Source organism: Nonomuraea sp. H19, assembly GCF_052068215.1.
In the GTDB taxonomy this organism is placed as follows: domain Bacteria; phylum Actinomycetota; class Actinomycetes; order Streptosporangiales; family Streptosporangiaceae; genus Nonomuraea.
The window spans coordinates 122,481-143,336 of the sequence record NZ_JBQHCV010000017.1; the positions used below are offsets into that span (position 1 = coordinate 122,481).

The 20,856-nt window shown below is 69.2% G+C and carries 23 protein-coding genes; 13 read left to right on the forward strand and 10 right to left on the reverse strand.

What is annotated here, in order from left to right:
- Positions 1–70: 70 nt before the first annotated feature.
- Positions 71–613 (reverse strand): VanZ family protein, encoded by a 543-nt coding sequence (locus ACTMTI_RS33420; RefSeq protein ID WP_441124641.1) that lies wholly within the window; start codon positions 611–613, stop codon positions 71–73.
- A 138-nt stretch (positions 614–751) separates the two neighbouring features.
- Here ACTMTI_RS33420 and ACTMTI_RS33425 point away from each other — a divergent pair, with 138 nt between their 5' ends.
- The 7 genes from ACTMTI_RS33425 to kynU are packed head-to-tail and all read left to right on the forward strand — an operon-like array spanning position 752 to position 5,226.
- A complete protein-coding gene (locus tag ACTMTI_RS33425) occupies positions 752–1,192 on the forward strand; it encodes an aldehyde dehydrogenase family protein (protein ID WP_441124642.1) in 441 nt (146 codons plus the stop codon).
- Positions 1,185–1,982: a 2-keto-4-pentenoate hydratase gene (locus tag ACTMTI_RS33430; RefSeq protein WP_441124643.1), complete on the forward strand. Its 798-nt coding sequence runs from the start codon at positions 1,185–1,187 to the stop codon at positions 1,980–1,982. Before ACTMTI_RS33425 ends, ACTMTI_RS33430 begins: the two co-directional genes overlap by 8 nt.
- Positions 1,979–2,404 carry a RidA family protein gene (locus ACTMTI_RS33435; RefSeq protein WP_441124644.1) on the forward strand — a complete coding sequence of 142 codons (426 nt, stop codon included), beginning with the start codon at positions 1,979–1,981 and terminating at the stop codon, positions 2,402–2,404. Before ACTMTI_RS33430 ends, ACTMTI_RS33435 begins: the two co-directional genes overlap by 4 nt.
- A complete protein-coding gene (locus ACTMTI_RS33440; protein WP_441124645.1) occupies positions 2,401–2,547 on the forward strand; it encodes a hypothetical protein in 147 nt (48 codons plus the stop codon). The genes ACTMTI_RS33435 and ACTMTI_RS33440 overlap by 4 nt, the downstream gene beginning before the upstream one ends.
- Positions 2,517–2,906: an amidohydrolase family protein gene (locus ACTMTI_RS33445; protein ID WP_441124646.1), complete on the forward strand. Its 390-nt coding sequence runs from the start codon at positions 2,517–2,519 to the stop codon at positions 2,904–2,906. Before ACTMTI_RS33440 ends, ACTMTI_RS33445 begins: the two co-directional genes overlap by 31 nt.
- Before the next feature lie 12 nt (positions 2,907–2,918).
- Entirely contained in the window at positions 2,919–4,025 is a 1,107-nt protein-coding gene (locus ACTMTI_RS33450; RefSeq protein ID WP_441124647.1) for an ABC transporter substrate-binding protein, read from the forward strand.
- Between the two features lie 4 nt (positions 4,026–4,029).
- Positions 4,030–5,226 carry a kynureninase gene (gene kynU, locus ACTMTI_RS33455; RefSeq protein ID WP_441124648.1) on the forward strand — a complete coding sequence of 399 codons (1,197 nt, stop codon included), beginning with the start codon at positions 4,030–4,032 and terminating at the stop codon, positions 5,224–5,226.
- Here the strand turns inward: kynU and ACTMTI_RS33460 are convergent.
- Positions 5,219–6,265, reverse strand: a complete 1,047-nt coding sequence (locus tag ACTMTI_RS33460) for a DUF2293 domain-containing protein (RefSeq protein WP_441124649.1) — start codon at positions 6,263–6,265, stop codon at positions 5,219–5,221. The two genes, kynU and ACTMTI_RS33460, sit on opposite strands and share 8 nt — an antisense overlap.
- A gap of 98 nt (positions 6,266–6,363) precedes the next feature.
- Between ACTMTI_RS33460 and ACTMTI_RS33465 the strand changes: the two genes are divergently transcribed.
- Entirely contained in the window at positions 6,364–7,167 is an 804-nt protein-coding gene (locus ACTMTI_RS33465; protein WP_441124650.1) for an FKBP-type peptidyl-prolyl cis-trans isomerase, read from the forward strand.
- Between the two features lie 20 nt (positions 7,168–7,187).
- Here the strand turns inward: ACTMTI_RS33465 and ACTMTI_RS33470 are convergent, their stop codons facing one another.
- Both ACTMTI_RS33470 and mads6 read right to left on the reverse strand, forming a co-directional pair.
- Positions 7,188–7,700, reverse strand: coding sequence for a GNAT family N-acetyltransferase (locus ACTMTI_RS33470; RefSeq protein WP_441124651.1), 513 nt, complete (start codon positions 7,698–7,700; stop codon positions 7,188–7,190).
- Positions 7,697–9,046, reverse strand: coding sequence for a methylation-associated defense system protein kinase MAD6 (gene mads6, locus ACTMTI_RS33475; protein WP_441124652.1), 1,350 nt, complete (start codon positions 9,044–9,046; stop codon positions 7,697–7,699). The genes ACTMTI_RS33470 and mads6 overlap by 4 nt, the downstream gene beginning before the upstream one ends.
- Before the next feature lie 61 nt (positions 9,047–9,107).
- Here mads6 and ACTMTI_RS33480 point away from each other — a divergent pair, with 61 nt between their 5' ends.
- Both ACTMTI_RS33480 and ACTMTI_RS33485 read left to right on the forward strand, forming a co-directional pair.
- Positions 9,108–9,725 (forward strand): type 1 glutamine amidotransferase family protein, encoded by a 618-nt coding sequence (locus ACTMTI_RS33480; RefSeq protein WP_441124653.1) that lies wholly within the window; start codon positions 9,108–9,110, stop codon positions 9,723–9,725.
- Positions 9,722–10,168: a MarR family winged helix-turn-helix transcriptional regulator gene (locus tag ACTMTI_RS33485; protein ID WP_441124654.1), complete on the forward strand. Its 447-nt coding sequence runs from the start codon at positions 9,722–9,724 to the stop codon at positions 10,166–10,168. Before ACTMTI_RS33480 ends, ACTMTI_RS33485 begins: the two co-directional genes overlap by 4 nt.
- Positions 10,169–10,257: 89 nt before the next feature.
- Here ACTMTI_RS33485 and ACTMTI_RS33490 read toward each other — a convergent pair whose 3' ends face one another.
- Complete coding sequence (locus ACTMTI_RS33490; protein WP_441124655.1) at positions 10,258–11,163, reverse strand: helix-turn-helix domain-containing protein; 906 nt, start codon at positions 11,161–11,163, stop codon at positions 10,258–10,260.
- 664 nt (positions 11,164–11,827) lie between these two features.
- Here ACTMTI_RS33490 and ACTMTI_RS33495 point away from each other — a divergent pair.
- A complete protein-coding gene (locus ACTMTI_RS33495; RefSeq protein ID WP_441124657.1) occupies positions 11,828–12,148 on the forward strand; it encodes a hypothetical protein in 321 nt (106 codons plus the stop codon).
- Between the two features lie 234 nt (positions 12,149–12,382).
- Here the strand turns inward: ACTMTI_RS33495 and ACTMTI_RS33500 are convergent, their stop codons facing one another.
- On the reverse strand, positions 12,383–12,919 hold the full coding sequence (locus ACTMTI_RS33500) for a C40 family peptidase (RefSeq protein WP_441124658.1): 537 nt from the start codon (positions 12,917–12,919) through the stop codon (positions 12,383–12,385).
- A 459-nt stretch (positions 12,920–13,378) separates the two neighbouring features.
- Here ACTMTI_RS33500 and ACTMTI_RS33505 point away from each other — a divergent pair, with 459 nt between their 5' ends.
- On the forward strand, positions 13,379–13,723 hold the full coding sequence (locus ACTMTI_RS33505; RefSeq protein WP_441124659.1) for an STAS domain-containing protein: 345 nt from the start codon (positions 13,379–13,381) through the stop codon (positions 13,721–13,723).
- On the opposite strand, the gene ACTMTI_RS33510 is transcribed toward ACTMTI_RS33505, so the two are convergent.
- The 4 genes from ACTMTI_RS33510 to ACTMTI_RS33525 are packed head-to-tail and all read right to left on the reverse strand — an operon-like array spanning position 13,708 to position 19,386.
- Positions 13,708–15,891 carry a terpene synthase family protein gene (locus ACTMTI_RS33510; RefSeq protein ID WP_441124660.1) on the reverse strand — a complete coding sequence of 728 codons (2,184 nt, stop codon included), beginning with the start codon at positions 15,889–15,891 and terminating at the stop codon, positions 13,708–13,710. The two genes, ACTMTI_RS33505 and ACTMTI_RS33510, sit on opposite strands and share 16 nt — an antisense overlap.
- A 52-nt stretch (positions 15,892–15,943) precedes the next feature.
- Entirely contained in the window at positions 15,944–17,353 is a 1,410-nt protein-coding gene (locus ACTMTI_RS33515; protein WP_441124661.1) for a family 2B encapsulin nanocompartment shell protein, read from the reverse strand.
- Complete coding sequence (locus tag ACTMTI_RS33520; protein ID WP_441124662.1) at positions 17,350–18,324, reverse strand: 4-hydroxy-3-methylbut-2-enyl diphosphate reductase; 975 nt, start codon at positions 18,322–18,324, stop codon at positions 17,350–17,352. Before ACTMTI_RS33520 ends, ACTMTI_RS33515 begins: the two co-directional genes overlap by 4 nt.
- 12 nt (positions 18,325–18,336) lie before the next feature.
- Complete coding sequence (locus tag ACTMTI_RS33525) at positions 18,337–19,386, reverse strand: polyprenyl synthetase family protein (RefSeq protein ID WP_441124663.1); 1,050 nt, start codon at positions 19,384–19,386, stop codon at positions 18,337–18,339.
- Positions 19,387–19,646: 260 nt separating this feature from the next.
- On the opposite strand from ACTMTI_RS33525, the gene ACTMTI_RS33530 reads away from it, so the two are divergent.
- The gene (locus ACTMTI_RS33530; RefSeq protein WP_441124664.1) at positions 19,647–20,828 is read left to right on the forward strand and encodes a zinc-dependent alcohol dehydrogenase; all 1,182 of its coding nucleotides are present in this window, start codon (positions 19,647–19,649) and stop codon (positions 20,826–20,828) included.
- Positions 20,829–20,856: the final 28 nt, after the last annotated feature.

Genomic DNA, 20,856 nt, shown 5'->3' on the forward strand with positions numbered 1-20,856 from the left:
GGTTGTTCCCGAGCTTCTTTTGAGTGGATCGTGCCCGAGTGGTGAATTCCGCCGGGGTTTTCACAGGCCGTTAACGCGGAACGGATCCGGCCGGTATCCGGGTGGCCCACCAGCGGCGAGTAATCAGAGCGAAGATCGCGGCGCCTGCCGTGTTCAGGATGACGTCGTCCACGGAGGAGAAACGACCCAGTCTCAGGACGTACTGGAGGGTCTCGACGAGGACCGAAAATGCCGCGGAGACGACCGCAACCCGGCCGAGACGGGCCATCGCGGCCGTGCGTACCGGTAGCAGCGCACCCAGTGCCGCGAACACCAGCAGATTGCCGCCCACCTGCACGAACACCGTTTGCCACGGTGCCTCGGCGACCGCGGCGAGGTCCTGCAGCGGGACGAGGCCGACGCCGTTCTGGCCGCTGGACGGGGTGAGGATCATCCATATCCACGGTGCGGTGCCGACCAGGATGCCGACGTCGGCGATCGAGGTACGCAGCGGCGCAGGATGGCCGGCGCGAGCGCGATGGCGGGAGAGGAGCAAGATTGCTAGCAAGGCCAGGGGGAGCGCAAACGTACCAGCAATAATGACGTTTCCCCACAATTCCCACGTCCGCGCCATCGGACCATGATGGCCGGTGATCTAGGGGTACCGGAAGATGTCCATCTGGACAGGTCTTCCCGGAGCTTTTCCTCCCATCTCCTACATATAGGCAGGCGAACACGCGGAGACCTATACCAGAGAGATGAGGAGCGCGTTGTGCTGACCCATTTCATCGGCGGCGAGCCGGTGGCCGCGGGCGCGGTGAGCAGACAGGTCTGCGAGGCCGGCCCGGAGGTCGCCGACCGGGCGGTCCGCGCGGCCAGGGAGGCGGCACGCGACTGGGCGGTGCTCCCCGACGAGGCCTTCCATCTGCCAGGGGTGCTCTCCTACTACGCCCTGGCCCGCTCGGAGGGGGCCAAGGTGCTCGCGGGAGGCGGCGTCCCGGTGTTCGGCGATCAGCGCGATTCCGGTTATTTCGTGGAACCGAAGGTGGTGTCAGGCTTGTCGGAGTGGTCCCGCTGCAACAGGGAGGAGATCTCCGGCCCCGTGTGCCACGTCACCCCCTTCGACACCGAGGCCGAGGCGATCGACCTGGCCAACGGCTTCCACTCTCAACCCACCACGATCACCATCAAACTGGAGCAGCCCGATGCATGATGAATGGTCCCAGGCGGTGGACGCGCGGTCCCAGGCCGCCGACCGGCTGGTCGAAGCCGCGCGTACCGGAAAGCCCTGCGCGCCGATCAGGGACCTGATCGCCACGGCGGCCGACGCGTACGCCGTGCAGGAGATCAACACGCGGCGGGCGCTCGACGAGGGGCGGCGGCTGGTCGGCAGGAAGATCGGCATCACGAACCCGCGGCTGCAGCGGCAGTTCGGCATCGACCGGCCGGACTTCGGCATGCTCTTCGCGGACATGGCCCACTCCGACGGGCTGCCCATCCCGCTGGACGGGTTCCTGCAGCCGCTGGCCGAGGCCGAGGTCGCGCTGGTGCTCGGCGGGGACCTGGTCGGCGGGCCCTTCACGGTGGCCGACGTGATCAGGGCGGTGGACTTCGTACTGCCGGCCATCGAGATCGCCGACTCGCGGATCGCCGACTGGGACATCACGCTGGCCGACATGGTCGCCGACAACGCCGCGGCGGGCGCGTTCGTGCTGGGCGCCACCCCCGTCTCTCTCATGGGGCTGGACCTGCGGGCGGCCGGGATGACGATGACCCGTGGCGGGCAGGAGGTTTCCACGGGGTCGGGCGCCGACTGTCTGGGTCACCCGCTCAACGCGGCCGTCTGGCTGGCCTCGGAGCTCGGCCGCGGCGACTACGCACTGCGCGCCGGGGACGTGGTGCTGACCGGCGCGCTCGGCCCGGTGGTGCCGGTCGAGCCGGAGGACGTCTTCGAGGCGAGCATCGAGGGGCTGGGCGCTGTTCGGGCGGTGTTCGGCAAGTGAGGCCCAAGGCCATGCGCGTGCCCGGGAAGGCCACCCCGCGCGGCAGATTCCCGCACGTCAAGCGGGCCGGCGACTTCCTGTTCGTATCAGGCACGAACTGCCGCAGAACGGACGACACCTTCGTGGGCGTGGAGGTGGACAGGTACGGGGCGACGAACCTGGACATCCGCGCACAGACCAGGGCGGTCATCGAGAACATCGGCGACATTCTCAAGGCCGCCGGCGGGTCGCTCGCCGACCTCGTGCAGATCACGACGTACTTGGTGAACATGAACGACTTCACCGGCTACAACGAGGCCTACGGCGAGTTCTTCGACGAGGAGGGCCCCACCAGGACCACCGTCGCGGTGCACCAGTTGCCGCATCCGCACCTCCTCATCGAGATGCAAGCCGTCGCCTACCATCCACCGGAGCGATCATGATTGCGCCGATTGACTTCACCAAGTGGATCGACGAGCACGCCCACCTGCTCAAGCCGCCGGTCGGCAACAAGCTGTTCTACCAGGTACACGAGATCATCACCGAGAGCGAGCAGTGCGGCGCGCTGCATCCTGGCAAGGGCTAGATGGTCATCGACGTACACACGTACCACGTGCCCAAGGGCCGTCCCGAGCTGGGCCGGCCCGGGGCTCCCAGACTGAGGGCCGAATCGGAGCGCGAAGCGACGATCCTCATCTCGGCGTCTCTGAGCGGCCGCCGTCCCACTACCTCGGCAGGTTCAGCGTCGACTCTGCCGTCTTCGACGAGCGCGCGCTGCGGCTGCTCGTCGACACTCTCGGGGAGGACCACATGATGTTCGGCAGCGACGTTCCCTATCCGCTCGGCGAGTCACCCGCGGGTGACCTGATCCGGCATGCCCGCTTCCTGTCCAGCACGGCCCGCGCCAAGCTGCTCGCAGCCAACGCCGAGGCGTTCCTGGGCTGAAGGGAGCTCCCCATGCGCGTACCCGTGCTGGGGCTTGTGGTGCTGATGGTCGCCGGTTGCGGCGGGTCGCTGCCGCCGCCTGACGAGGACAACCCGCCGGTCAAGGTCGGCGCGATCATCTCGCAGACCGGTGTGTACGCCATGCTCGGCGACGACATGGAGACCGCCATGCGCCTCTACTTGGACGACCATGGAGACACCCTGGGTGGCCACCCCGCCACGCTGGTCGTGGCCGACGACGCCGGCAACCCGGAAGAGGGCCAGAAGCAGGCCAGGCGGCTCATCGAGGACGAGCGGGTGGACGTGATCACCGGGTTGATCGCCTCGCCCGTCGCCGAGGCCGTGGTCAAGGCGGCGGGGCGGACCCCAGTGGTCATCGCCAACGCGGGCGCGGACGCGCTGGGCGGCCCCAACGTCTTCCGCGTCTCGTACACCAACCACGCCCAGGGCTACGCCGCCGGTCGGTACGCCGCCGAGCGGTACGGCAGGCGAAACGTCGTCCTCATGGCCTCCGACTACTCCGCGGGCATCGAGACGCTGGGGGGCTTCACGGACGGGTACGGCGCCCAGCCGCTCAAGCGGATCCTCACGCCGTACGGCAGCCCCGCGGACCTGGCGCCCTACCTGGCGCAGATCCCGCCGCAGGCGGAGCTCCTGTACGCCTTCTACGCCGGCGCCGAGGCGGTCATGTTCGCCAGGGCGTTCAAACAGCTCGGCTACGACGCCAGGATCGAGCTGCTGACCAGCCAGAACCTCACGGACGAAGACGTGCTCCGGGCGATCGGCCCGGACGCGGAGGGCATCACCAGCGTCGGGATGTACTCGCCCGCGCTGGACAACCCGGACAACGCCGCGTTCGTGGCCGGCTGGCGGGCGAGGACCGGCAGGACGCCTTCCGCGGTCGCGCTGCAGAGCTGGGACGCCATGCGGCTCATCGACGCGGCGCTGGACGGGGGCCGCGATCTGGCCCGCGAGCTGGCCGAGGTGGGGGAGCTGGCGGGGCCGCGCGGGCCGTTCCGGCTCGACGCGCGGCACAACCCGGTGCAGAACTGGTACGTCCGCCAGTATCAGAATGGAGTGAACCGGGTAATCGCCACCATCCCCCCACAACAGGAGTGAATGGGTGACAGACCGCGACCACTGCCTTGCCCTCGACGCCGATGATCCGCTGCGGGCGTTCAGAGACGAGTTCGTGCTGCCGGAAGGGATCGTCTACCTCGTGGGCAACTCGCTCGGCGCGCTGCCGCGGCACGCCGCCGAGCGGGTGCGGCGGACGGTCGAGGACGAGTGGGGCAGGCAGCTCGTCGGCGGCTGGAACAGCGCCGGCTGGTTCGACCAGCCGATCACCGCCGGCGACCGGCTGGCCCCGCTGATCGGCGCAGGTCCCGGCCAGGTCGTGGCGGGCAACACGACCTCGATCGCGATCTTCCAGGCGGTGGCGGCGGCGCTGCGGCTGCGCCCCGAGCGCCGGGTGATCGTCTCCGACGTGCGGGCCTTCCCCACCGATCACTACATGGTGCAGGGGCTGGCCGGGCTGCTCGGCGGCTACGAGGTACGCGACTTCGCGGCCGGGCGTTTCGACGACGTGGCCGCGGTGCTGCTGTCGGAGGTCGACTACCGCACCGGCGCCCGCCACGACGTGCCGTCGATCACGGCGCGGGTCCAGGAGGCCGGAGCGCTCATGATCTGGGACGTGTGCCACAGCGTGGGGGCCATGGAGGTGGACGTGTCGGCGGCCGACTTCGCTGTCGGGTGCACGTACAAATACCTCAACGCCGGTCCCGGCGCGCCCGCGTTCCTGTACGTCCACCCGCGCCACCACGCCACCGCCCAGAACGTCCTGTCCGGCTGGTGCGGCCACGCCGCGCCGTTCGCGTTCGAGCCTGATTTCCGCCCGGCGGAGGGAATCAGGCGGTTCGCGGTGAGCACCCCGCACGTGCTGTCGTTCGCGGCTTTGGAGGCGGCGCTCGACGTGTGGGAGCGGGTGCCGATGGATCAGGTCCGGGCCAAGAGCATGGCGTTGACCTCGCTCTTCATCGACCTGGTCGGCGACGCGCTGGAGCTGGTCTCGCCCGCCGACCCCGCCGCGCGCGGCAGCCAGGTGAGCTTCCGGCACCCCGACGGCTATCCGGTGATGCGGGCGCTGATCGACCGGGGCGTGCACGGGGACTTCCGGGCGCCGGACGTCCTCAGGTTCGGGTTCGCGCCGCTGTACATCGGCTACGCGGACGTCTACGACGCGGCCGCCACGCTGCTGGAGGTGCTGGACAAGGAGCTTTGGCGGGACGAGCGCTACGCCCACCGCCTGACCGTCACCTGACAGGGCGGCGGAACTCCGCCAGCTTGGCCTCGATGCGCTCCCTGATCACGTCGCGGGCCTCCATCCGTGGCACGCCCGACATCAGCAGGCTGTCGTAGTCGGTGTCGAGGTGCCGGATCGAGGCGATCACCGCCAGCGTGATGGCGTTCTCGTCGAGCGCCCTGGCCGCCGCCGACCGGCCCACCCGGCCGCTGCCGCGCTGCCCGGCGTGCTCGGCGATCTCCCGCGCCCGTTGCGCGGGGCAACCGGGGAACAACCGCGCGATCTCGGCCGCCATCCGGGCCTGGAAGTCCACGTCCTGCTCGGCCCTGCGGACCCGGTCGCGCTCGCGGCGGCGCAGGCGCAGCTCCTCGTCGGCCAGGCAGCGCTCCTCGGCGGCGTCCAGCGCCGCCTGCTCCACCAGCAGGCCGAGGCGCTGGTAGATCTTGCGCCGCCGGTTGAACTGCACGACCACCGCCGACAGGCCGCTCTCCTGCTTGGCGCGGCGGCTGAGCGCGGCGTTCCCGGCCGGCAGGAACACCAGGTGGTCCATGTCCGCGCAGGTCAGGCAGTGCGGCCGGTCGTTTTCCACGATCAGGTAAGGGCCGGTGTCCCCGCAGTCCGCGCACGTCCAGTCGTGGAGCGGGGCCACCGCCACCAGGTCGGGCGCCTTGCTCTGTGCCTCGGTGAGCCGCCGCACGCGGGCTTCGCTGAGGTCGGGCGAGAGCCAGTGGACGCGGAAGGCCTCCTGCGGGTGGCGCGAGGTGAAACGCAGCTCGCGGCGGTCACGGGTGCCGGCCACGTATGGGGTGTCGACCGGCTTGAGCCCCTTGGTCAGGGCCCACTCCCGCAGCAGTGCGGCCGTGGTGCGCAGGCGGTCCTCGTCCACGGCCGCCAGCTCGGCCAGCGTGGCGACCCGGCCCTGCCGCCAGGTGTCCACGTGCCTGGAATGCAGCCAGCGCAGCCCGGTCACGACGTCGATGAACGTGACGTATTTGCGGGTGGTCAGGGCGATCTCGGCCGCTTCGGCGACCCGGCGCGCCAGGTTCGGCTTGCTCACGCGCTCCAGTCTCTCGCGTCTTTGTCGCGAGATGGCCGGTCACGAAGCTTTGCTTTTGCTCATCGGGGCTAGGAACTCCTCCGGATAGGAGGATCAACGTGCGCCTGTTCTGGCCTGCCGTCCTCATGCTCGCCACCTCATGCGGCCTGGGTGAGGAAGGCACGCAGCCCGTCGTCACCGGCGCGTTCGGCAGCAAGCCGGTCGTCGCCATCCCCAAGGGCAAGCCGGGCCGCACGCCGCGGATCACGGTGCTGTCGGTGGGGAACGGGCGGCGTACGGTGCCGGGTGACGTGGTGCTCGCGGACGTGGACATCCGCCGCTGGTCGGGCAACCGGCCCTACATGAACACCTACGACGTGAACCAGCCCACCTCCGTCATCTTCGACGGCAGGCAGGTGCCGGAGACCTGGCGGCAGTCGCTCATCGGCCGGCCCGCGGGCAGCCGCATCATGCTGGTCGGCCCGGCCGCCGAGGCGCTGGGCCCGGGCGTGCCACTGGCCGGCGTCTCGCCCGCGGACACGCTGGTGGTGGTCTTCGACATCCTGGGCGGCTACCCGCCCGACGCGCGGCTGGTCGGCCGTGCCCTGCCGGTGATCCCCGCCGATTTCGCGCCCGGCGCGCCGCCCCGCACGCTCATCGACGGCTCGGGGCGGGAGGTCGTGGCGGGCGCGAAGGTGGTGATCCAGTACGTGGCCGCGTCCTGGCCGTCGCGGGTGGTCGTGGACTCGTCATACCGGCGGGGCGGCCCCAGCGCGTTTCCCCTGAAGGCGGGTTCCGTGCCCGGGGCCTGGCTGGACGCGCTCACGGGGCGGCGGGTCGGCAGCCGGGTGGCCGTGGCCTCCGCGGAGGGCGAGCCCAGACTCTACGTCATCGACATCCTGGACACGCTCACGCCCGTGTGATCAGCCCTGCCCGCGTGAACTCAGCGGTCCAGATCCGAGCGGATCATGCTGTACATCACGCCGTCGTGCCACTTGCCCGCGCGGAACCCGCCGCCGCGCATGACGCCCTCGCGGGTGAACCCGGCCTTCTCCAGCGCCCGCTGCTCGGCCACGTTGTCGATCTCGGTCGTCGCCTCGACCCTGTTGACCGTCGTGTGATCGAACAGATAGCGCGCGATCAGCTTCTGCGCCTCGGTGCCATGGCCCTTGCCGCGGAACTCCGGCGCCACGATCACCCCCATCGACCAGCAGTAGCTGGCCCGGTTCGCGATGACCTTGCTCCACGACACGAAGCCGATCCGGTCGTCGCCCCCGGCGATGATCAGGATGCCGCCGTCGTCGCCCAGCATTCCGTCGTCCTCCCAGCGCTTGCGCAGACGGTGCGGGTTCTGCCAGCCGTACCACTGGAAATCGCCGGTGCTGTCCGGGTCGCTGATGAGCCTTTGCAGGAAGGGGAGGTCGTATTCGTCGACGGCACGTAGCTTTATGGTCATGATCCGGACACTATGCGGCGTACCAGTCGCCTGAGCCGGGACTCCTGGGGCGATGGCGGGCTCAGCAGGGCCTCCAGCGCCTCGGCGGCGGTCGGCCGCTTGGCGGGGGAGTGGTCGAGCATCCTGCGCACCACCTCCGGCACGTCGGGGCCCTGGGCGTCGGCGCTGGTCGGGAACTCTCCGGTGAGGAGCTGGTAGGCGATCGCCCCGGCGGCGTAGACGTCGGACGCGGTGGTCATCCGGTCGGGCCGCTCCTGGCACTCCGGCGCGGCGTAATGCGCGTCGAGCACGTTGCTCAGCTCGTGGGCGACGGTGTAGTTGCGCGGCCCCGGCTTGGCGTAGTCGAACCCGGTCAGCACCGCGTGCCCGTCGTCGGTGACCAGCACGCAGGCGGGCGTCAGCGCCCGGTGCACGACGCCGTTGGCGTGCGCGTGCGCCAGGCCGCTGAGCAGGTCCTGGATCACGCCCATCCGGGCGCCCTTGCCCAGCGACAGGTGCAGCGCCTGACCGTGCACGTCGTCGAGCACCAGCACGAACCGGCTCTCGTCGTCGATGGCGAAGAAGTCGCGCGAGCGCACCACGCACGGGTGCGGCGGGATCCTGGCCAGCGTCTGGTAAGCGTTGGCGATGCGCTGCCGCTCGGCCGCCCGCGCCTCGTTGTCGGCCATCGGATCGGCCTGGTAGACCCGCAGCAGCACGGTCTCGCTGCCCGGCAGCGTCACGTTGAACGCCCGATATTCGGTGACCTTGGTGTCACCGCCGAGCTGCTCCTCGACCTCCCAGTTGCCGAACCTGGGCGGCGCGGTGCTGCGGCGCACGGTCTGGTTGAGCGCGTCGAGGATCGCCGTCATGTACGGTCGCGCGTCCGGGCTGCAGCCCCGCCTGATCCGCGAGACGTCGCTCAGCGTGGCCAGCAGGCCGGGCAGGGTCGTGACGTTGACCGCGTCGCGCCCGGCGGGGTCGACCAGCTCGGCGTCGGGCGAGGTGAGCACGACCAGGCTGTCGACGTAGACGCGTTCGAGCTGCGTGGCCCTGGACACCAGCAGGCCCTTCAGCGCCTTGGCGGTGCCCCGCAGCTTGGCCACGGGCGAGCCGAACGCCTCCCTGCGCGGCGGGAACCAGCGCATGCCGGACACCTCGATGCGCCCCCGGGTGCCCTTGACGTCGACGACCACGATCGAGTGGCCGGTCAGCACGATCAGATCGACCTCGAAGACATCGTGGCCGCGTGGGACCTCGATGTTGTGCAGCAGCAGCCAGTCGGCGGGCGCGTGGTCGCGCAAGTATGCGATCACCCTCCGCTCGGCGTCGTTGACTGGACGTCCCCCGCCGACGATCTCTGCCATGGGCCCCATCCTCCCACGGGAAGCCATTGACAACATGCTGTCGAAATGACAAGCTATTGTCATGAAGCGAACCGTTCACCACGCCGTCTACGACACCCTCGCCGACTGGGAGACCGGTCATGCGACCGCGCACCTGCGCAGCGAGCGCTTCCATCGCGAGCCCGGCGGCTTCGAGATCGTCACGGTGGGCCTCACCACCGACCCCGTCGTCACCATGGGCGGCCTGCGGATCACCCCCGATCTCGCGCTCGACCGACTCTCCCCGGATGACAGCGCGCTACTCATCTTGCCGGGAGCCGACCTGTGGGACGCGGGCGACTCGCTGGCGCCGTTCGCCCGCAAGGCCCGCGAGTTCCTGGCGGCGGGCGTGCCGGTCGCGGCCATCTGCGGCGCCACGGCCGGGCTGGCCAGGGAGGGACTGCTGGACGACCGCGACCACACCAGCGCCGTGCTGGAATATCTGGCGGCCCAGGAGGGCTACGCGGGCGCCGAGCACTACCTCTACGGGGACGCGGTGCTCGACGGCGACCTGATCACGGCCGGGCCCACGGAGCCGGTGGCGTTCGCCAGGGAGATCTTCCGGCGGCTCGACATCTACCGGCCCGAGGTGCTGGACGCCTGGTTCCGGCTGTTCGGCCGGAGCGATGCCGCCGCCTTCGAAGTGTTGATGAAGGCATGAGCGAGACGGCGGACCTGCTCTCGGGCCTGGCGCTCGGGACGTTCCGGCTCAACGGCCAGTTCCTCCAGGTGTCTGAGGAGCTGGCCCGGCCCGCCGGGATGACCGCGGCGTGGTGGCAGGTGCTCGGGGCGGTGCTCCGCGAGCCGCTGCCGGTGGCCGGGATCGGCCGGGCCATGGGGATGACCAGGCAGGGAGTGCAGCGGACCGCGGACCTGCTGGTGGAGCGGGGGCTGGCCGAATACCGGCCCAACCCGGCACACCGGCGGGCCAAGTTGCTGCAACCCACGGCGGCCGGCAGGGAGGCGATCACCAAGATCGTCCCTGGTCATCAGGCGCTCGCCGACCGGTTGGTGGGGGAGTTGGGGCTCGACGGGGCGCGGGAATGCCTGGAGGCACTGCGGCGCCTGTCGGCGGCGCTGGACCGCCTTGACGAGGGCCCCTGATTGTTGCCCGACCCGTGTGGCGGCGGCCTGCCCCGGCCCCCTCGCCTCGGTCGAAGAGGCAGGCGTTTTGTGCGGTGTCGCCCGTGCGCCTAAAGACCGTCGATGATCCGGCGCAGGATCCCCGGGGTCTCGGCCGGGGGCGGGGCGTGCACGCCGAGTTCGTTCATCAGGTGGCGATAGTCGCGGACCTCGGACTCCTTGGTGAGGTATTGCGCGCCGGTGAGGTGTTCGAGGTAGACGACGTCGTTCAGCTCCGTCTGCGTGAAGCGCAGGATGGTGACGGGGCCGACGCCGCCGATGGCGCATCCGGAGCTGAACGGGACCACCTGCAGGGTGATGTGCGGCTGCCCGGCCAGGATGGCGAGGTGCTCGAGCTGGGCGCGCATGGTCGCCTCGCCGCCGACCCGGCGGTGCAGCACCGCCTCGTCCAGCACCGCCCACAACTTGCGTGATGTGGGCGGGGCCAGGATCTGCCGGCGGCGCATGCGTACCGCGATCCGGCGCTCGATCTGCTCGGCGGAGTCGTGCGGGTGCCCCTGCTTGATCACCGCGCGGGCGTAGTCCTCCGTCTGCAGCAGGCCGGGGATGAGCTGGACCTCGAACGTGCGGATCAGCGCGGCGTCCTGCTCGAGCCCGAGATAGGCCTCGGCCCAGTAGGGGATGACGTCGCGGTAGTCGTGCCACCAGCTGTGCGCGTTGGCCTGCCGGACCATGGTGAGCACGGCCGCGCGCTCGGCTTCGTCGGCCACGCCGTAAAGGGTGAGCAGATCGGCCACGTCGCGCAGTTTGAGGCTGGTGCGGCCGGATTCCATCCGGCTGATCTTCGAATGTGAGCCTCGAATGGCATATCCGGCGTCTTCGCGGCTGATGCCCCGAGACTCGCGCAACTGGCGCAATTGTGTGCCAATGAGAAGTCTAAGCGCTGTTGGCCCGGATTGGGCGGAATCGACTCCTGTGGTGCTGGTCAGGTCACTCAAGCCGTGAGCAGACTTCATCTTTGCTCCTCGATCGGCGCTTCGCCACGTTCTCGGCCCACAACCAATCCTGCCACGCCGGTCGGTGTGGACGATCCCATTTTCGTCCGGCGGAGATACGTGCTGTTATCAGCGCACGCTACGAATGTATGGGTCCGACGTATTTTGGCTTTTAGTCGCTTTTGTCGTGCCCCGGCACCGTCCTGCCGGGTGTCAGCGGGTCGTGGCGCGGGTGACGCCGGAGGCGTGCGGCGACTCGACGGCGACCAGGCGGTCGTGAGCGAGCAGCGCCCGAAGACAGCCGCCCCCAGGGCACAGAGCCGCTTTGTCCGCCTCTGACGTCGGCCGGTGGGCGGCGCCCCGGATACGCCGAGTGGCGTACGGCGATTCTCAAGTCACGGGTGATCGTTCCCTAAAAGGTGCTGCAGGATTGTCTCGACGTTCTCGCGGCCGACTCAAATAAATGTCGTTTCCCAGCCTCGTGGCGCATCCTATGCACCGCGTGCGGCCGATGCGTGGGAAAATCGATCGCCAAGAAATCGAGGCGCCTCCTTGACCTCGATGATGCCTTTTTGAGTTGCGATTTTCGTGGTCTGCGGCGATGGTTATTTCCGGCACCTTGCAGCCCTGCACAAACGACTACGGCGCTGGGAATTCCCGCGCTGATCCATGGAGGAAAATACACATGATCCGTCGCATTCTGGCCGGTGCCGCTATCGCGGCCGCAGCCTTCGGCTTCTCCGCTACCGCAGCCTCCGCCGAAGTCGGCCCCACCCCGCAGATCCACGGACACGGCGTCCTGAGCCAGTGGGTCGCAGCCCTGCCGTTCGACGTGAGCGCGCTCCACAGCGTGAGCGCGCTCGAGACCGTGGACGCGCTCGACACCGTGAACGTGCCCGTGGCCAACAACGCGCTCAACAACGCGGCCAACATCAGCGACACGGGCAAGGTCGCCGTTCCGGTGTCCGTGGGCGACACCCGCATCCTGAACACGGGCGGCAACTGACGACTCCTCACATGGCGCAGGCAGGAAGCTGATCGGCGGCTCCCGGTCGATATTCACGGAAGCCCGCCCGGCCAAGATCGCCTTCCTGGTGCCTTGAGGTGAACCGAAAGAACCGGCCGTGGAATTCGCGCGAGCCACGGCGCGGGCTTGGTGCGCACCAAGATTTCGGCGTCACGCGGCTCAGGCCGATCACTGCAGGAAGGCCTGGGCCGCGTGGCCGTCTCCCCCGTCACATCAGGGCCGGACCGCCCCTAGGAACGTCCGCCTGTCCAGCGGATCCACCCGTACGAACTCGCCGGTGTACGGCGCGTGCACCATCCGCGTCGCGTCCACTGCCACGGCGACGTGCTCGGGACCCGGACGCTGCGGATCGCTGTCGTAGAAGACCAGATCCCCCGGCTCCACTTCCTCCCTCGGCACCCGGACCCCCGACTTCCACTGCTCGTGCGTCGTCGAGCCGATCAGCACCCCGGCCCGCGCCCAGGCGTATTCCGCCAGCCCCGAGCAGTCGAATCCCCAGACCTTGGCCCCTTTGCCGATCCCGTATCCGGGCCCGCCCGGCCCGCCGCCGCCCCACGAGTAGGGGACGCCGATCATCTCCAGCGCCGCCCGCACCGCTACGATCCCGCTCGCCGACCGCTCGGGCAGGACCGGATGGACGGCCTGCGGGCAAATACCGGCACAGTCGGCGGCCAGTGCGGGAGTGGAATGCGGGGCGGACAGAATCGCGTGCGTCAGTGCTATGAGCAGCAGCGGCCGTACTCCATTCATGGCATATTCAGCGCTCCCGATACTCGGTCGCGCCGAATACTCGCCGGCGCGTACCCCGGTGGTTCTTCCGCTAAGATTCCTCCTGCCCTATGGCGATAAAACGGATTTGGGTGATACGGGGCACGCGTATAGCCATAAGATGAAAATCGCCCGCCACGCAATTCGGGCATATCGGATTTAATCCTGATATATCTGGGTCGAATGATGTACCCCTGGGCTGCGCGCCGACCGGCGGCGGCGTGGCGTCTGGCTCGCGGGGGACGCCCGGCTCGACGGCGTTCCAGCAGCTAGTCGGCAATTGTAATAATTACGTCATTTTCCGGCGAAAATTACAAAGTGTAACGAATGTCGTGTAGCCTGGTGGCGGGTTAATCGCCAGGTGCATCGGCGGTCATCCCCTGTTGGTTGCAGGTTCGTACAAGCCCCCAGAGTGTGCGTGTCCGGGGGGTGCGAAGGGCCGTGAGCGGCGTCGAGGAGCGACTCGTCTATCAGGACGAGCAGCTTAAGATCGTGTTGCGTGGAGCGCCGGACGTTCCGTTCGTCGCGTTGATCGGCGAAATCGACGCCTCCAACAGTCCTGCGCTGGCTCGTGCCCTGGAGAGCTGCCGCCAGGGCGCGCACATCGTCGTCGACACCGGCGCCCTGACCTTCATCGACATCTCGGGGCTACGCGTCCTCGTCATGCCCATGCTGCCCCTGTCGCAGCGATGGATCCGGCTGCACAACGTCACGTCGTACCAGCGGCGGCTGCTGCGCATGATGGGCTGGTTCTACGAGCCCCGCACCCATCACCTGCCTCTATAGCCCGCGAAGGCGACGGCGGCCGACGTTCCCAGCCCGGTCGGCCCGTCGAGCGCGGCACGCGGCGGCCGGTTGTGGCGGCGCAGGGACTCCTCGTCGTAGCGCCGGCAGTAACGGTGCCAGTTGAGTATCCCGGCCAGCCAGTCGCGCAGCTCGGCCACGAACGCGTCGAGCTCCTGCCGGGCCGCGGCGTCCAGGCCGAAGTCGTCGCACACCACGGGCAGCTCGTGCTCGACGAGGTGCAGGAACTGCTTCATCCGCGCGCTCAGCAGGTCGTCGACGATGGCCAGCGCCGCCGGGTAGTCGCAGTCGAAGAAGCTCTGCACCACCAGGACGCAATTGTGCAGCTCACCCTCGAACTCGATCTCCTTCTGGTAGGAGAAGATGTCGTTGACGAGCAGGCCGCAGTCCATCATGGCGTTCTCCAGCGCCCGCATCGGACCGCTCTCATACAGCTCCTGGGGGATCTTCTTGCTGTGCCGCAGCCGGCTCAGGCTCATGGTCATCTCCGAGCCGAAGGTCAGCCGGCGCATCTCCAAGTAGTCCACCGGGTCGGGGATGTGATGGGCCAGTTCGTTGTCCAGCTCCCACAGCCAGCCCGCGCACATCTGCTCGACCGCCGTGCGGAGCTTGCGGCGGTCCGCGAGCGGCATCGGCGCGGTCGTACGAGCCCAGACATCGGCCAGGCCGCGCTCCAACGCGCCGGCGGCGGGCGGCGTGGCCGAGCCGTCCAGCGGCATGAACGCCGAGAACCGCGCCACCGCGATTCTGGCCGCCGCCAGGTTGCGCGACCTGCCGAACACGACCGGGAAGTAGTCGTCGCCATAAGTCCCCCAGCACAGCCAGAACGACGCCAGGTCCAGTTCTTCGGGGGAGGCGTCGGGATGCAGGCCGGCCGCGCAGAGCGGCAGGTCGTAGTCGATCAGCTTCTCCTCGTCCCACACCGCCGACCCCGTGACCCCCGGCTGGGCCTCCAGGAACCCCATCTCCCTGCACCAGTCCACGGCGTTGCGGCGGGCGGCGTCGAGATGGGGCGAGAGCCGCAGCTGGAACGGCACGCAGAGGTCGGGGATCCGCGTGGGCCCCACCCGCTGGTACGGGACGTGCGTGAAGTTACGTACCCGCTTGGCGCCCAGCGGGTTGACGACCGCCGACATGCCCAGCGGCCGGCGCGACTCGGCCCGCTGGTTCATGTAGCGGCTGGAGCGCAGGTGCCACTCGTGCCCGCCCGACTGCCAGTCCTGCAGCCCCTTGACGTACGCGAGCACGCCCGCGGCCGTGAGCGGGTCGATCGCGTGCTCCACGAACAGCGGCCCCAACTCGGTGAACACCGTGTGCTCGAACTGCTGCAACCGTGAGGTCAGCAGGTCGTTGACGGCGTCGGCGGCCTCCTGCGTGGTGCACCCGAGGAACGTCTCCAGCACCAGCACGCCGTTGCTCAGCTCGCCTTCGTCCCCCACCTCCCGCTCGTACGAGAACAGGTCGTTACGCAGGTGGACGGCGTCGGAGAAGGCGTCCTTCAGCACCCGCATCGGCCGGGTGGCGGCGATCCGCGCCGGCACCTCGGCACGCACGGCATGCTCCACGAGCCCGGCCGACCACGGTGCCCCGCCGACCTTGCGCCGCATCTCGATGTACTCCACCGGATTGGCGATCCGGCCCTTGTTGATGTTGGCCAGCTCCCAGAGCGACTCGTTGAGCAGGTTGCGCGTGCTCTCGGCGAACCGCTCGCGCCATTCCGCCGACATGCCGGGCACCGTGCGGACCCACAGATCCGCCAGTCCCGCCTCGGCCGGATTGGCCGGCTCCGGCATGGTGAGATCCGCACCCATCCGCATGAACCGGGCCAGCCGCTCCAGGTATGCCTTGCCGCCCTTCAAGTCGCCGGTGCGCTTGAAGACCTCCAGGAAATGGTCGTCGAAGAAGAAGACCCACACGTACCAGTCCGTGATCAGGCAGAGCTCCTCGCCGTCGCAGTCCGGATGGGTGTACGCGCACATCAGCGAGTAGTCGTGGGCGTCCAGGTCGGCCTCCTCCCAGACGCCCGAGCCGTCGAGCATGCCCATGTCGCGCGCCCACTGCTTGGAGTGCGTGCGTGCCTCTTCGAGATGCGGGTTGAGCCGCGCCGGGTACGGCAGGTAGAAGTCCGGCAGTTCGAACGGCTGACTCATGGTCACTCCTTCACAAAGGGCAGTGGGCCACCTCGACGTGCGCCTACAGGAGCTATCCGGTCCTGCCGACCTCGACGTCCTCCAGCACGCCGAGCGCGTCGGGCACCAGGACGGCGCACGAGTAATAGGCGCTGACCAGGTAGGAGATGACGGCCTGCTCGTTGATGTTCATGAACCGCACCGACAGGCTGGGCTGGTATTCGTCGGGGATGCCGGTCTGGTGCAGTCCGACGACGCCCTGGTTCTCCTGCCCGGTGCGCATGAGCAGGAAAGACGTCGTCATCGTGGACGACATGGGGATCTTGTTGCACGGGAAGATCGGAACCCCTCGCCAGGCCGGCACCCGGTGCCCGCTGACCTCGCTGGACTGCGGGTAGACACCGCGCTTGCTGCACTCCCTGCCGAACGCCGCGATGGCCTGCGGGTGGGCCAGGAAGAACGCCGGCTCCTTCCACACGACCGCCAGCAGGTCGTCGAGGTCGTCCGGGGTGGGCGGGCCCGAACGGGTCCGGATGCGCTGGCTGAAGTCGGCGTTGTGGAGCAGGCCGAACTCCCTGTTGTTGATCAGCTCGTGCTCCTGGCGCTCCCGCAAAGCCTCGACCGTGAGGCGGAGCTGCTGGTCGAGCTGGCTCATCGGCTGGTTGTACAGATCGGAGACCCGGGTGTGCACGCGCAGGACCGTCTGGGCCACGCTGAGCTCGTATTCGCGCGGGCTCTGCTCGTAGTCGACGAACGTGCCGGGCAGCACGGGCTCGCCGGTGTGGCCCGAGGCCATGTCGATCGCGGCCTCGCCGTAGTCGTTGTGGGCGCGTTCGCTGCTCGCGCGCCAGCTCGCCAGGTGCTCGCGCAGCGCGGGCGACCGCTCGGCGACCTCCTCGAAGTCCCGCCGGGAGAGCGTGAGCACGGTGGTCGCCGTCTTGGCCCGCGCGCTGAACGGGAACGAGCCGCCGTCGGCGAGGGCCTGCTCGCCGAGGTAGTCGCCGTCGGCCAGGATGCCGAGGCTCTGCTCGTCGCCGTACGCGCCGGTGCCTGTCTTGCGTACCCGGCCGTGGGCGATCAGCACCAGTTGGTCGGCGGGGCTGCCCTCGGTGACGATCTCCTCATCGGGCTCGACCTCGCGCTGGGTGAAGCGACCGGCCAGCGCTTCGAGCACGTTCATGTCGCCGAAGTCGCGCAACATGGGCAGCTCGGTGAGCTCGGCCGGGATGACCCGCACGTCGGAGCCGGTGTTGCTGAAGGTGATGCGGCCATCTCCGAGCGTGTACGTCAGCCGCCTGTTGACCCGGAACACGCCACCGGAGCACTGCACCCACGGCAGCAGCCGCAGCAGCCACCTAGAGGTGATCTCCTGCATCTGCGGCGGCGTCTTGGTCGTGGTCGCAAGCTGCCTGGCGGCCTCGGTGCTCAGGCTGAGCTGCCCGTTGCCGTTCTGCGTGGCGGTCGTCTGCGTCGTTTCCGTCATTTGCGCACCTGCCTGTCTTCGTGCTGGGCCTGGCCGTGAACGGGACTGGATCGAAGTTCGGGAGGGAGGGAGAACGTGAGGGTCTCTTCGGTCAGGGTCACCTGCTCGACGTCGGCGTAGCCGCGGACGGCGAGCCAGCCGAGTAACTCCTCCACCAGCCGCTCCGGGGCGGAGGCGCCGGCGGAGACCCCGACGCTCTGCACGCCGCGCAGCCACCGCTCGTCGGCGTCGGCGGCCCCGTCCACCAGGTAGGCCGCGTCCGCGCCGGCGTTCAGCGCCACCTCCACCAGCCGCCGGGAGTTGGAGGAGTTGGCCGAGCCGACGACGAGGACGAGCTCGCACCACGGGGCGATTCTGGTGATCGCCTCCTGGCGGTTCTGGCTGGCGTAACAGATGTCGTCGCTGGGCGGGTCGGCCAGCTGGGGGAAGCGCTCGCGCAGCGCGGCGACCGCGCGCATGGTCTCGTCCACGGCCAGCGTGGTCTGCGACAGCCAGCTCACCTGCCCCGAGCCGCGGGCGCTCACCTCGTCCGGCCGGGCCGGGTCCACGACGTGGATGAGGCCGGGGGCCTCGCCCAGCGTGCCCTCGACCTCCTCGTGCTCGGCGTGGCCGATGAGCACGATCTCGTAGCCCGCCTCCGCCAGCCGGGCGGCCTCCTTGTGGACCTTGGTGACCAGCGGGCAGGTCGCGTCGATCGTACGCAGCCCGCGCCGACCCGCCTCCTCCTTCACCGCGGGCGAGACGCCGTGGGCGGAGAAGACCACCAGCGCGCCGTCGGGGACCTCGTCGAGCTCGTCGACGAAGACCGCGCCGCGCCTGGTGAGGTCGTCGACCACGGAGGTGTTGTGCACGATCTGCTTGCGCACGTAAACAGGCGGTCCGAAGCGGCTCAGCGCCTCCTCGACCGTGACGATCGCGCGTTCGACGCCCGCGCAGAAGCCGCGCGGGGCAGCGAGAAGTACCCGTCCCATGTGGGGATCCCCTTACTTGGTTCGGTGCGCGAGCCGATCGGCGAGCACGGTCAGCGCGCTCAGGGCCTCCGGCTTGATCTGCGCCTCGGCCAGCGCCTGCACGGCTTCGCGCACGCGTTGTTCGATCATTTCCTCGACCCGGGCCACCGCCCCTGTGTCGAGCAGGACGCCGCGCAGCTCCGCCGCGCCTTCCTCGGTCAGCTCCGGGTTGCCGTGCCAGCGCTTGAGCTGGGCGCGCTGCGCGGGCGAGGCGCGCCGCACGGCATGCGCGATGAGCACCGTGTGCTTGCCCTCGCGGAGGTCGTCCAGCGCCGACTTGCCGGTCTCCGCCGCCGTGCCGAACGTGCTCAGCACGTCGTCACGCAGCTGGAACGCCTCCCCGAGCGGCACCCCGAAGCGGGAGTACGACTCCAGCAACTCCGGAGGGGCGCCGGCCAGCGCGCCGCCGATCTGCAGCGGCCGCTCGACGGTGTATTTGGCGGTCTTGTAGCGGATCACCATCAGCGCCTCGGGCACGCTGGCTCCCGAGCGGAGCTGGGCGAGCATGTCGAGGTATTGGCCGCTGATCACCTCGGTGCGCATGGCGTCGAAGATGTGGTGGGCGGCCCGCAGCCGCGGCGGCTCCACCCCGCACGACGACAGCATGGCGTCGGACCAGGCCAGGCTGAGCGTGCCGAGCAGGATGCCGCCCGCCTGGCCGAACGCCTCCGCGCCCGGCCCCTGGTGCAGCCCCGCGAGGTTCTTGTGCACGGTGACGCGCCCGCGGCGCAGCGCGCTGCCGTCCATGATGTCGTCGTGGATGAGCAGTCCCGCGTGGCACAACTCCAGCGCCGCGGCGGCCTTGATGATCTCCTCGCAGTCTTCGCCGCCGGCGCCGCGCCAGCCCCAGTAGCACAGTTGCGGCCGGATGCGCTTGCCGCCGCCGAGCACGAAGTCGGCCAGCAGCCGGTAGGCGGCCTCGACGTCAGGATCGGAAACGGTGGCGCGCCAGGTGTCCAGAAAACCGCTCAGCTGCTGGTCAATACGTGAACCAAGGGAGTGTTGAGTGAAGCTCACCGGCATTCGCACGGCTCCTTCTGTCAAAAGGTCACTACCTCCAGTTACTCATTGAATACAGAGTGTGTAAAGTGCCTTGTGTGGCGCGGGAGGCTGCGCGCTGGTCGAGCGGCCCTGACCCGGACCCGAATGCGGCGCGCCGAATGAGCGCCGGGCGCTGGAGGAGCGCAGTCCAGCCTCAAGCAGAGCGCGGCCGTTTGTCGGCGTATGTGGGGGTATGCGGCATTTCGAGGTACGAGTCGGGCATCTGCAGTGAGGAGACCACCATGAAGGCAGTCACCTGGCACGGCAAGCGCGACGTGCGGGTCGAGCAAGTGCCCGATCCGTCGATCAAGGAGCACAACGACGCGGTCATCAAGGTGACCAGCAGCGGGATCTGCGGCTCCGACCTGCACCTGTACGAGGTGCTCGGGCCGTTCATGGCGGAAGGCGACATTCTCGGGCACGAACCCATAGGCATCGTCGAGGAGATCGGGCCCGCGATCAGCAACATCAAGCCAGGCGACCGCGTGGTCATCCCGTTCAGCATCTCCTGCGGCCACTGCCACATGTGCGGCATGGAGCTCTACGCCCAGTGCGAGACCACCCAGGTGCGCGAGCGGGGCACCGGCGCCGCCCTGTTCGGCTACACCAAGCTCTACGGCCAGGTGCCCGGCGGCCAGGCCGAATACCTGCGGGTGCCCGAGGCCCAGTTCGGCCCGATCAAGGTGCCGGAGGGGCCGCCGGACGAGCGGTTCATCTACCTGTCGGACGTGCTGCCGACCGCCTGGCAGGCCGTCGCGTACGCGGACATCCCCCAAGGCGGCAGCGTCACCGTCTTCGGCCTGGGTCCCATCGGCCAGATGTGCGCCCGCATCGCCCGCCACCTCGGTCACCGGGTCATCGGCGTGGACGGCGTCTTCGAGCGCCTGGAGATGGCCCGCCGGCACGACATCGAGGTCATCGACGCCAGTGAGGTCCACCACGTCCCCGAGGAGATCCGCAACCGGACCTCGGGACGCGGCACGGACTCGGTCATTGACGCGGTCGGCATGGAGGCCCACGGCTCGCCGGCCGCCAAGCTCGCCCAGACGCTCGCCGGGATGCTGCCCGACGCGCTGGCCGCGCCTCTGATGTCGAACGCGGGCGTGGACCGCCTGGCGGCGCTCAACCAGGCGATCGATTCCGTACGCCGGGGCGGCGTGATCTCCATCATCGGCGTGTACGGCGGCATGACCGATCCGCTGCCCATGCTGCGCATGTTCGACAAGGGCATCACGCTGCGCATGGGCCAGGCCCACGTCAGGCGGTGGATCAGCCAGCTGATGCCGCTGGTGACCGACGACGCCGACCCGCTCGGCGTGATGGACCTGACCACGCACCAGATGCCTCTGAAGGAGGCGCCGCGGGCGTACGAGATGTTCCAGAAGAAGGCCGACGGAGCCATCAAGATTCTCCTGAAGCCGTAAACCCCAGGTCATGCTGGTTTCGCTGCCC

What these genes read in the sequence shown, in the direction of transcription:
- ACTMTI_RS33470 (WP_441124651.1), bottom strand. Translation starts at nt 7,700, where the DNA reads ATGACCATAAAGCTACGTGCCGTCGACGAATACGACCTCCCCTTCCTG.
- ACTMTI_RS33510 (WP_441124660.1), bottom strand. Translation starts at nt 15,891, where the DNA reads ATGAGTCAGCCGTTCGAACTGCCGGACTTCTACCTGCCGTACCCGGCG.
- ACTMTI_RS33440 (WP_441124645.1), top strand. Translation starts at nt 2,401, where the DNA reads ATGATTGCGCCGATTGACTTCACCAAGTGGATCGACGAGCACGCCCAC.
- ACTMTI_RS33450 (WP_441124647.1), top strand. Translation starts at nt 2,919, where the DNA reads ATGCGCGTACCCGTGCTGGGGCTTGTGGTGCTGATGGTCGCCGGTTGC.
- ACTMTI_RS33430 (WP_441124643.1), top strand. Translation starts at nt 1,185, where the DNA reads ATGCATGATGAATGGTCCCAGGCGGTGGACGCGCGGTCCCAGGCCGCC.
- ACTMTI_RS33520 (WP_441124662.1), bottom strand. Translation starts at nt 18,324, where the DNA reads ATGGGACGGGTACTTCTCGCTGCCCCGCGCGGCTTCTGCGCGGGCGTC.
- ACTMTI_RS33530 (WP_441124664.1), top strand. Translation starts at nt 19,647, where the DNA reads ATGAAGGCAGTCACCTGGCACGGCAAGCGCGACGTGCGGGTCGAGCAA.
- ACTMTI_RS33500 (WP_441124658.1), bottom strand. Translation starts at nt 12,919, where the DNA reads ATGAATGGAGTACGGCCGCTGCTGCTCATAGCACTGACGCACGCGATT.
- ACTMTI_RS33515 (WP_441124661.1), bottom strand. Translation starts at nt 17,353, where the DNA reads ATGACGGAAACGACGCAGACGACCGCCACGCAGAACGGCAACGGGCAG.
- ACTMTI_RS33420 (WP_441124641.1), bottom strand. Translation starts at nt 613, where the DNA reads ATGGCGCGGACGTGGGAATTGTGGGGAAACGTCATTATTGCTGGTACG.
- ACTMTI_RS33525 (WP_441124663.1), bottom strand. Translation starts at nt 19,386, where the DNA reads ATGCCGGTGAGCTTCACTCAACACTCCCTTGGTTCACGTATTGACCAG.
- mads6 (WP_441124652.1), bottom strand. Translation starts at nt 9,046, where the DNA reads ATGGCAGAGATCGTCGGCGGGGGACGTCCAGTCAACGACGCCGAGCGG.
- ACTMTI_RS33480 (WP_441124653.1), top strand. Translation starts at nt 9,108, where the DNA reads ATGAAGCGAACCGTTCACCACGCCGTCTACGACACCCTCGCCGACTGG.
- ACTMTI_RS33485 (WP_441124654.1), top strand. Translation starts at nt 9,722, where the DNA reads ATGAGCGAGACGGCGGACCTGCTCTCGGGCCTGGCGCTCGGGACGTTC.
- ACTMTI_RS33490 (WP_441124655.1), bottom strand. Translation starts at nt 11,163, where the DNA reads ATGAAGTCTGCTCACGGCTTGAGTGACCTGACCAGCACCACAGGAGTC.
- ACTMTI_RS33495 (WP_441124657.1), top strand. Translation starts at nt 11,828, where the DNA reads ATGATCCGTCGCATTCTGGCCGGTGCCGCTATCGCGGCCGCAGCCTTC.